10 protein-coding genes are annotated in these 8,000 nt (G+C 70.7%); 8 read left to right on the top strand and 2 right to left on the bottom strand.

Translation table 11 applies throughout. From position 1 onward, the window contains the following. Positions 1-76: 76 nt before the first annotated feature. The 5 genes from era (at position 77) to tsf (ending at position 5,217) form a co-directional block, all read left to right on the top strand. Positions 77-1,072, top strand: coding sequence for a GTPase Era (era, locus tag FV223_RS14785; RefSeq protein ID WP_147727749.1), 996 nt, complete (start codon positions 77-79; stop codon positions 1,070-1,072). Between the two features lie 173 nt (positions 1,073-1,245). Further along, positions 1,246-2,166: a methyltransferase gene (locus tag FV223_RS14780; RefSeq protein WP_147727748.1), complete on the top strand. Its 921-nt coding sequence runs from the start codon at positions 1,246-1,248 to the stop codon at positions 2,164-2,166. Then, positions 2,163-2,906, top strand: a complete 744-nt coding sequence (locus FV223_RS14775; protein WP_147727747.1) for a pseudouridine synthase — start codon at positions 2,163-2,165, stop codon at positions 2,904-2,906. The genes FV223_RS14780 and FV223_RS14775 overlap by 4 nt, the downstream gene beginning before the upstream one ends. 201 nt (positions 2,907-3,107) lie before the next feature. Then, positions 3,108-4,175 carry a 30S ribosomal protein S2 gene (locus tag FV223_RS14770; protein ID WP_147727746.1) on the top strand — a complete coding sequence of 356 codons (1,068 nt, stop codon included), beginning with the start codon at positions 3,108-3,110 and terminating at the stop codon, positions 4,173-4,175. A 121-nt stretch (positions 4,176-4,296) separates the two neighbouring features. Beyond that, positions 4,297-5,217, top strand: a complete 921-nt coding sequence (gene tsf, locus FV223_RS14765) for a translation elongation factor Ts (protein ID WP_147727745.1) — start codon at positions 4,297-4,299, stop codon at positions 5,215-5,217. Between the two features lie 118 nt (positions 5,218-5,335). Here tsf and FV223_RS14760 read toward each other — a convergent pair whose 3' ends face one another. Both FV223_RS14760 and FV223_RS14755 read right to left on the bottom strand, forming a co-directional pair. Further along, positions 5,336-5,620 (bottom strand): helix-turn-helix domain-containing protein, encoded by a 285-nt coding sequence (locus FV223_RS14760; protein WP_210246693.1) that lies wholly within the window; start codon positions 5,618-5,620, stop codon positions 5,336-5,338. Continuing rightward, on the bottom strand, positions 5,583-5,855 hold the full coding sequence (locus FV223_RS14755) for a BrnT family toxin (protein ID WP_147727751.1): 273 nt from the start codon (positions 5,853-5,855) through the stop codon (positions 5,583-5,585). Before FV223_RS14755 ends, FV223_RS14760 begins: the two co-directional genes overlap by 38 nt. 184 nt (positions 5,856-6,039) lie before the next feature. Between FV223_RS14755 and pyrH the strand changes: the two genes are divergently transcribed. The 3 genes from pyrH to FV223_RS14740 form a co-directional block, all read left to right on the top strand. Then, positions 6,040-6,762 carry a UMP kinase gene (gene pyrH, locus FV223_RS14750; protein ID WP_147727744.1) on the top strand — a complete coding sequence of 241 codons (723 nt, stop codon included), beginning with the start codon at positions 6,040-6,042 and terminating at the stop codon, positions 6,760-6,762. A gap of 135 nt (positions 6,763-6,897) precedes the next feature. Further along, positions 6,898-7,461 carry a ribosome recycling factor gene (gene frr, locus FV223_RS14745; RefSeq protein WP_147727743.1) on the top strand — a complete coding sequence of 188 codons (564 nt, stop codon included), beginning with the start codon at positions 6,898-6,900 and terminating at the stop codon, positions 7,459-7,461. Positions 7,462-7,641: 180 nt separating this feature from the next. Next, a partial coding sequence (locus FV223_RS14740) for a phosphatidate cytidylyltransferase (protein WP_187276146.1) occupies positions 7,642-8,000 on the top strand: 359 nt, incomplete at its 3' end.

The following is an 8,000-nucleotide window of genomic DNA, read 5'->3' as shown; positions in this document are numbered from 1 at the left end:
GCGCCGGCCCGGGCGGAGACGGGGCAGGGCTGGATGCCGGCCAGGGGGCCGGCGAGCGGCCGAGCGAGGACCGGACATGAGCGCGATGCCCCACGACGAACGCGAGGACGGCCCGCGGGACGAATTCGAGGCGGTGCCGGAGCGCGCCCCCCCGAGCCTGCTGCCGGGCACCCCGGCCGATGCCAAGGCCGGCTTCGTCGCACTGATCGGCGTGCCGAACGCCGGCAAGTCGACGCTCCTGAACAGCCTCGTCGGCACCAAGGTCTCGATCGTCTCGCGCAAGGTCCAGACCACGCGGGCGCTGGTGCGCGGCATCCTGATCGAGGGCTCGGCCCAGGTGGTGCTGGTCGACACCCCCGGCATCTTCCAGCCCAAGCGCCGGCTCGACCGGGCGATGGTCCACTCCGCCTGGAGCGGGGCGGCGGACGCCGACGCGGTCTGCCTGCTGGTCGACGCGCGCAAGGGGATCGACGAGGAGCTGGAGACGATCCTGGCGCGCCTGCCGGACGTGCGCCGCCACAAGATCCTGATCCTCAACAAGATCGACCTGATCCTGCGCGAGAAGCTGCTCGCGCTCGCCGAGGACTTGAACAAGCGCATCCCGTTCGCCGACACCTTCATGATCTCGGCGCTGAACGGCGACGGCATCGCCACGCTGAAGCAGGCGCTCGCCAAGCTGATGCCCTCCGGCCCCTGGCTCTACCCGGAGGACCAGGTCTCGGACGCCCCCATCCGCATGCTCGCCTCCGAGATCACGCGCGAAAAGCTCTACGATCGGCTGCACGAGGAGCTGCCCTACCGCTCCACCGTCGAGACCGACCAGTGGCAGGTGCGCAAGGACGGCTCGGTGCGGATCGAGCAGACCATCTTCGTCGAGCGCGAGAGCCAGCGCTCGATCGTGCTCGGCAAGGACGGCCAGACCATCAAGGCGATCGGCACGGCGGCCCGCCGCGAGATCGCCGAGGTCGCCGAGACCACGGTCCACCTGTTCCTGCACGTGAAGGTGCGCGAGAACTGGGCCGACGACCCGGCCCGCTACCGCGAGATGGGCCTGGAATTCCCGCGCGGCTGATCCGTTTCGGTTTCCGGCTTCTCGAATCGCGCGAAACCGCGTGTTGATGCGCCGTGCTCCCCGTGCCGATCCGGCCGCCCCCCCGAACCGCTCGCGCGGGGTCGCCCGAGGCGCGGCGTTTCCCCATCCTCCAAGGCCGCTTCGGCGGCCCGGTCCTGAAATTCCCGTCACCCATGCCCGAAACCGCCATCTCCGACGCCGTCTACGGCCTGCCGCCGGCCGAGCTCGCCGAGGTTCCACCGGACGCCGTCCAGCTCTCGCCCCTCGTTCCCGGGTCCGCCCGGCTGGAGGATTGCGCGGATGCGAGCCTCGCGCAGGTTCGGATGCTGGCGCCGCCCGGCACCGTGGAACGCCGCTTCGTGCTGGCGCAGGCGCTGCGGGCGCTGCGGCCCGGCGGCGAGCTCCTGGCGATGGCCCCGAAGGATCGGGGCGGCGCGCGGCTGGCGCGCGAGCTGACGGATCTCGGCTGCACCAGCGCCGAGGAGGCCCGTCGCCATCACCGGATCTGCCGCGTCGTCCGGCCCGAGGGCGACCTGCCGCTGGCCGCCGCGCTGGAGGAGGGGGCGCCGCGCCACATCGACAACCTTTCCCTGTGCACGCAGCCCGGCATCTTCTCGTGGGACCGGCTCGATCCCGGCAGCGCGCTTCTGCTCGCGACCCTGCCGGCGCTGAAGGGCGGCGGCGCCGATTTCGGCTGCGGCCTCGGCATCCTGGCGCGCGCGGTGCTGGCCTCGCCCGCCGTCACCGCGCTCACGCTGATCGACATCGACCGCCGCGCCGTCGAGATGGCGCGCCGCAACGTCGGCGACCCGCGCAGCACCATCCGCTGGGCCGACATCCGCGCGGCGGATCCCGGCCTGACGCGCCTCGACTTCGTGGTGACCAACCCGCCGTTCCACGACGGCGGCGCCGAGGACCAGAAGCTCGGGCAGGTCTTCATCCGCCGTGCCGCGGAGGCCTTGCGCCCCGGCGGCAGCCTGTGGCTGACGGCCAACGCGCACCTGCCCTACGAGCGCGTGCTCGCCGAGGCCTTCAAGGCCGTGACGGTGAAGGCGTCCGCCCACGGCTACAAGGTGTTCGAGGCGCGCAAATGAGCGCCAAGGCCCCGACCGCCCGGCTCGACAAGCTGCTGGCCAACCTCGGCTACGGCTCGCGCCGCGAGATCGCCGGCCTGGCGCGGGCCGGACGCATCGTTCTGGACGGCGCGGCCCTCGCCGACGCGGGAGCCCGCATCGCCGTGACGCCGGACCTGCCCACGCGTCTGGCCGTCGACGGCGCGGGCATCGACCCGCCCCCCGGCCTCGCGCTGATGCTGCACAAGCCGCTCGGCGTCACCTGCTCGCACAAGGAGGCCGGCCCGCTGGTCTACGGGCTCCTGCCCGAGCGCTGGCACCGCCGCGACCCGGCGCTCTCCACCGTCGGCCGCCTCGACAAGGAGACCTCGGGCCTGCTGCTGCTCACCGACGACGGTGGGCTGCTGCATCGGATCATCGCGCCCAAGGCCAACGTGGCCAAGCGCTACCGCGTGACGCTCGACCGCCCGCTGAAGGGCGACGAGGACGCGATCCTCGCCGCCGGCACCCTGATGCTGGAGGACGACGACAAGCCGCTCCTGCCGGTGGGCTTCTCCGCCGAGGACGCGACGCATGCCACCGTGACCCTGCACGAGGGCCGCTATCATCAGGTCCGCCGCATGTTCGCGGCGATGGGCAACCACGTCACCGCGCTCCATCGCGACCGGATCGGCGGCCTCGCCCTGCCGGCGGACCTGCCGGCGGGGGCGTATCGGGTGATGGACGCGGCGGACGTGGCGAACGTCTTTTCCGCCGCCTGATCCCGGCCTCGGGTCCGCTGCCTGGGGTTTCCGGCGCCCCGGCGATACCGTTGCCCTGGCGGCCAACCTCTGCTAAGGCCCCGCCCATTCCACACGCGGAGCCGGCCCCATGCCTGAATGGGGCGTTTCCGGTGATCGGCCGATCCGTCGGCCGGTCGCTACCTCCGCGGCGGCATAAACCGGAAAGAAAGCGAAAGACTCATGGCCGTCGATTTCACCATGCGCCAGCTCCTCGAGGCCGGCGCCCATTTCGGGCACCAGTCGCACCGCTGGAACCCGAAGATGCAGCCCTACATCTTCGGCACCCGCAACAACATCCACATCATCGACCTCGCCCAGACGGTGCCGGCGCTGCACACCGCGCTGCAGGCGGTGAGCGACACCGTCGCCAAGGGCGGCCGCGTGCTGTTCGTCGGCACCAAGCGCCAGGCGGCCGACACGATCGCCGAGGCCGCCAAGCGTTCGGCCCAGTACTACGTCAACTCCCGCTGGCTCGGCGGCATGCTGACCAACTGGAAGACCATCTCCGGCTCGATCTCGCGCCTGCGCAAGGTCGACGAGACCCTCGACACCGGCGGCCCGGGCCTCACCAAGAAGGAGCGCCTGATGCTGTCCCGTGAGAAGGACAAGCTCGAGAAGGCGCTCGGCGGCATCAAGGACATGGGCGGCGTGCCCGACCTGCTGTTCGTGATCGACACCAACAAGGAGCAGCTCGCGATCAAGGAGGCCCAGCGCCTCGGGATCCCGGTGGCCGCGATCGTCGACACCAACTGCAACCCGGACGGCATCACCTACGTCGTCCCGGCCAACGACGACGCCGGCCGCGCCATCGCGCTCTACTGCGACCTGATCGCCCGCGCCGCCATCGACGGCATCTCGCGCGGCCAGGGCTCGTCGGGCGTCGACCTCGGCGCCTCCGAGGAGCCGATGGCCGAGGAGCTTCCGTCGGACGAGGCCGCCGCCGTCTCGGTGGAGTCGGGGGCCCTCGATCCGGCCGACGTCGCGATGCTCGCCGAGTCGACCGAGCATTTCGAGCTGCTCGCCGCCCCCCGCGGCGCGCCGGACGACCTGTCCAAGCTCCACGGCGCCGGCCCGCAGATCGTACAGAAGCTCAACGACGCCGGCATCTACCACTACTGGCAGATCGCCGCGATGAGCCCGGAAGACGTCGCCAAGGTCGACGCCGACCTGAAGCTCAACGACCGCTTCGGCCGCGACGGCTGGGTCGCCCAGGCCCGCGGCTTCGTCGAGGCCCAGGCCGCCGCCTGATCGCCCGCCGGGATCGCGGCGGCCCCATCCGGGGCGCCATGATCCGCACCACCACATTCGGGCCCGGCGTTCACCCCTGGACGTCGGGCTCCTCTCATCTGAGATGACGAAAGGACCGGCCATGGCCAACATCACCGCCGCGATGGTGAAGGAACTCCGCGAGAAGACCGGCGCGGGCATGATGGACTGCAAGGGCGCGCTTAACGAGACGCAGGGCGACCTCGAGGCCGCCGTCGACTGGCTCCGCACCAAGGGCCTCGCCAAGGCCGCCAAGAAGGCCGGCCGCGTCGCCGCCGAGGGCCTCGTCGCCGTGGAGTCCTCCGGACACCACGCCGCCATCGTCGAGGTGAATTCCGAGACCGACTTCGTCGCCCGCAACGACGCCTTCCAGGCCTTCGCCCGCGAAGCCGCCAAGATGGCGCTCGATTCCGACGGCACCCTGGACAGCCTCCAGGCCGCGCACTTCCCCGGCGGCAGCGAGACCGTCTCGGAGAAGCTGCAGAACCTCATCGCCACCATCGGCGAGAACATGAACCTGCGCCGCGTCGCCAAGCTCGACGTGACCAAGGGCGTGATCGCGAGCTACGTCCACGGCCAGATCTCCGAAGGCCTCGGCAAGATCGGCGTGCTGGTCGCGCTCGAGTCGGAGGGCGACGTCGAATACCTGTCGACGCTCGGCCGCCAGATCGCGATGCACGTCGCCGCCACCAACCCGGTGGCGCTCGACGCCTCCGGCGTCGACGCCGCCACGTTGGAGCGCGAGTCGAACATCCTGCGCGAGAAGAACGCCGGCAAGCCCGACCACGTGATGGCGAAGATCGTCGAGAGCGGCCTGAAGAGCTACTACAAGGAGGTCACCCTCCTGGAGCAGCCCTTCGTGCACGACGGCTCGAAGACGATCACCCAGGTGATCAAGGAGGCCGCCGGCAAGGCCGGCGCCCCGGTCGCGCTCACCGGCTTCGTGCGCTACGCGCTCGGCGACGGCATCGAGAAGGAAGAGGGCCCCGACTTCGCCTCCGAAGTCGCCGCCATGTCGCGCTGAGCCAAGTTGCGCTGAGTCATGTCGCGCTGAGCGACATGATAGGTTCTTCCGAGGAGCCTCGGCCGCAAGGCCGGGGCTCTTCGCGTTCCGGCACCCGACGAAGCCGCCGGCGTCTCGCTCAAGCGACGGCCGCGGCGACCATGTCCGGATGCCGGGCGATGACGCGAACGTAGGCGACCGCGAAATCGGGAGGCGTGGTCCGAGCCTGTTCCCAATCGCGCAGGGTTCCGAGCGGGACACGGAACCTGAGGGCGAACGCGGCTTGCGAAAGGCCCAGCGTCGTGCGCGCCATCCGGATCAGCCGGGCCTTCTGCGCCCGATCCAAAGCCGTCGCGGGGACATCGAAATCCTCCGGGTCGCTGGTCTCAGAGGCCAGAATCGTAGGCTCGTCCTTCACCGGCATTGCTTCGCCTCACAGAGATGAACCGTGGCCACCCGTTTCGCCAGGTGAACACGGCCGCGTGGAGTTTGCCCTCGACCAGACCAATGGCCTTGAAACGTTCCTCGCCGTCCCGCGGCCGGACGGAGGGAATGATCGGGTGGGCCTCGTCCGCCATGATCTTGTCGCCGAACGCGAGCGACAGGCCGTGCCGTTCGCGGTTGATCGCATCCTTGCCGGGATCGAACGGCTCGCTCATCCCACGAATGATACGGAAATCCCGTACCTTCAACAAGGCGACATCCGAGGCCGGCAGCCGATTTTTCCGAAACGGTCCGCGGAGAGCGGTCTCCGGGGCCTCGACGGTCCCGGGCGGCCTGACGTAGAAGCCCCTCGGTTCTGGATCAGGTTCGGCCGTGTCGCCGGACCCTATGAGGTGGACGATGCCGGAGACGACGCCGTTTCGCCGGGTGCTGGTGAAACTCTCGGGCGAGGCGCTGGCCGCCCCCGACGGGTACTGGCTCCATCCGCCGACGCTGGCGGGCCTCGCCGAGGACATCGCCCGCGCCATCGAGGCCGGGATCGAGGTCGCGCTGGTGGTCGGCGGCGGCAACATGATCCGCGGCGCGCGGATCTCGCAGGCCGGGTTCATCGACAGGGCCACCGGCGACTCGCTCGGCATGATGGCCACGGTGATGAACTCGCTCGCGCTCGAGACCGCGCTCAACGCGGCCGGCGTCCCCGCGCGGACGATGTCGGCGGTCTCGATGCCGACGATCTGCGAGACCTACGCGCGCCAGCCGGCCCTGCACCACCTCGACAAGGGCCAGGTGGTCGTGCTCGCCGGCGGCACCGGCAACCCGTTCTTCACCACCGACACCGCCGCCGTGCTGCGCGCGGCCGAGCTCCGCTGCGACGCGGTCCTGAAGGCGACGCAGGTCGACGGCGTCTACTCGGCCGACCCGAAGACCCATCCGGAGGCGACCCGCTACGACCGCATCACCCACGACGAGGCGATCGCCCGCGACCTCAAGATCATGGACACCGCCGCCTTCGCGCTCGCCCGCGAGAGCCGGCTGTCGATCGTGGTCGGCTCGGTGCACCCGCCCTCCTCGATCACTGCGATCCTCACCGGGCATGCGGCCTCGACCCTGGTCGTGCCTTGAGGACGGCTGGCGTCCCCGAGGGGCGTTGCGGTTTGCGGCCTCACGGGATTTCGTTCATTGAGGCGCCGACGCGCTCTGGCCCGGCGGGCCGGCTCGACCGACGAACAGTGAAGACGTTTCGGGAACTCTGAGACAATGGCTACACCGGACTTCGACCTCGCCGACATCAAGCGCCGCATGCAGGGCGCGGTCACGGCGCTCTCCAAGGATCTCGGCTCGCTGCGCACCGGCCGCGCGACGCCGAGCATCCTCGACCCGATCCAGGTCGACGCCTACGGCGCATCGATGCCGATGGCGCAGGTCGCCACCGTGAGCGTGCCCGAGCCGCGCCTGCTGTCGATCTCGGTGTGGGACCGCGGCATGGTCACGGCCGTCGAGAAGGCGATCCGCGAATCCGATCTCGGTCTCAATCCGCAGACGGAAGGCCAGACCATCCGCCTGCGCATCCCCGAGATGAACGAGCAGCGCCGCAAGGAGATGGTCAAGGTCGCGCACAAGTACACCGAGGAGGCCCGCGTCGCGGTCCGCCACGTGCGCCGCGACGGGCTCGACCACCTCAAGAAGCTGCTCAAGGACAGCGCCATCTCCGAGGACGACGAGAAGCGCCAGGCCACGGAAGTGCAGAAGGTCACCGACCAGCACATCGCCGAGGTCGACGGGGTGCTGGCGTCCAAGGAAAAGGAAATCATGCAGGTGTGAGGCGGCCTCGGCCCCGCTCCCGAGGGGAGGGGGCGTGACGGTGCCTGCGCCGACCTGTGAGGAAACGCTAGACCGGGCCGGCTGCCCCGGGGCCGGCGACGTGACGGAGAGGGGACGCGTGGACGGGAAGCACTCTGCGCGCCTTGCATCCGCGCGGACCGACGGTTCGAGGGCGCGGTGATGGCCGCCGACGACAGGGCGGTGGGCGCGCGGAAGAACCCGTTCGCGAACCGTGAGTTCGGCCTGCGCGTGGTCTCCGGGCTCGTGCTGGCGGCGATCGTCGTGGCGGCCCTGGTGGTCGGCGGCTGGGCCTTCGCCGTGATCTGGCTCGCCGCCGGGATCGTCGGCGCCGCCGAATGGATCGGCATGAGCCGGACGACGCCGCGGCGCGCGCTACTGGCCATCGTCGCCGGCACGCTGATCCTGGCGGCGGCATGCTTCGAGGGCGACGCGCCGACCTACGCGGTGCCGGTGCTCCTGGCGCTCGGCGCTGCGCTCTGCCTGATCGTGGCGGAGGGGCCGGCCGGGCGCCTGCGGGC

Source organism: Methylobacterium sp. WL116 (assembly GCF_008039455.1).
In the GTDB taxonomy this organism is placed as follows: Bacteria; Pseudomonadota; Alphaproteobacteria; order Rhizobiales; family Beijerinckiaceae; genus Methylobacterium.
This window is presented reverse-complemented; position numbering and strand designations above follow the sequence as displayed.

Coding starts and splice junctions, on each gene's coding strand:
- era (WP_147727749.1), top strand. CDS start 77: ATGAGCGCGATGCCCCACGACGAACGCGAGGACGGCCCGCGGGACGAA.
- FV223_RS14780 (WP_147727748.1), top strand. CDS start 1,246: ATGCCCGAAACCGCCATCTCCGACGCCGTCTACGGCCTGCCGCCGGCC.
- FV223_RS14775 (WP_147727747.1), top strand. CDS start 2,163: ATGAGCGCCAAGGCCCCGACCGCCCGGCTCGACAAGCTGCTGGCCAAC.
- FV223_RS14770 (WP_147727746.1), top strand. CDS start 3,108: ATGGCCGTCGATTTCACCATGCGCCAGCTCCTCGAGGCCGGCGCCCAT.
- tsf (WP_147727745.1), top strand. CDS start 4,297: ATGGCCAACATCACCGCCGCGATGGTGAAGGAACTCCGCGAGAAGACC.
- FV223_RS14760 (WP_210246693.1), bottom strand. CDS start 5,620: ATGCCGGTGAAGGACGAGCCTACGATTCTGGCCTCTGAGACCAGCGAC.
- FV223_RS14755 (WP_147727751.1), bottom strand. CDS start 5,855: ATGAGCGAGCCGTTCGATCCCGGCAAGGATGCGATCAACCGCGAACGG.
- pyrH (WP_147727744.1), top strand. CDS start 6,040: ATGCCGGAGACGACGCCGTTTCGCCGGGTGCTGGTGAAACTCTCGGGC.
- frr (WP_147727743.1), top strand. CDS start 6,898: ATGGCTACACCGGACTTCGACCTCGCCGACATCAAGCGCCGCATGCAG.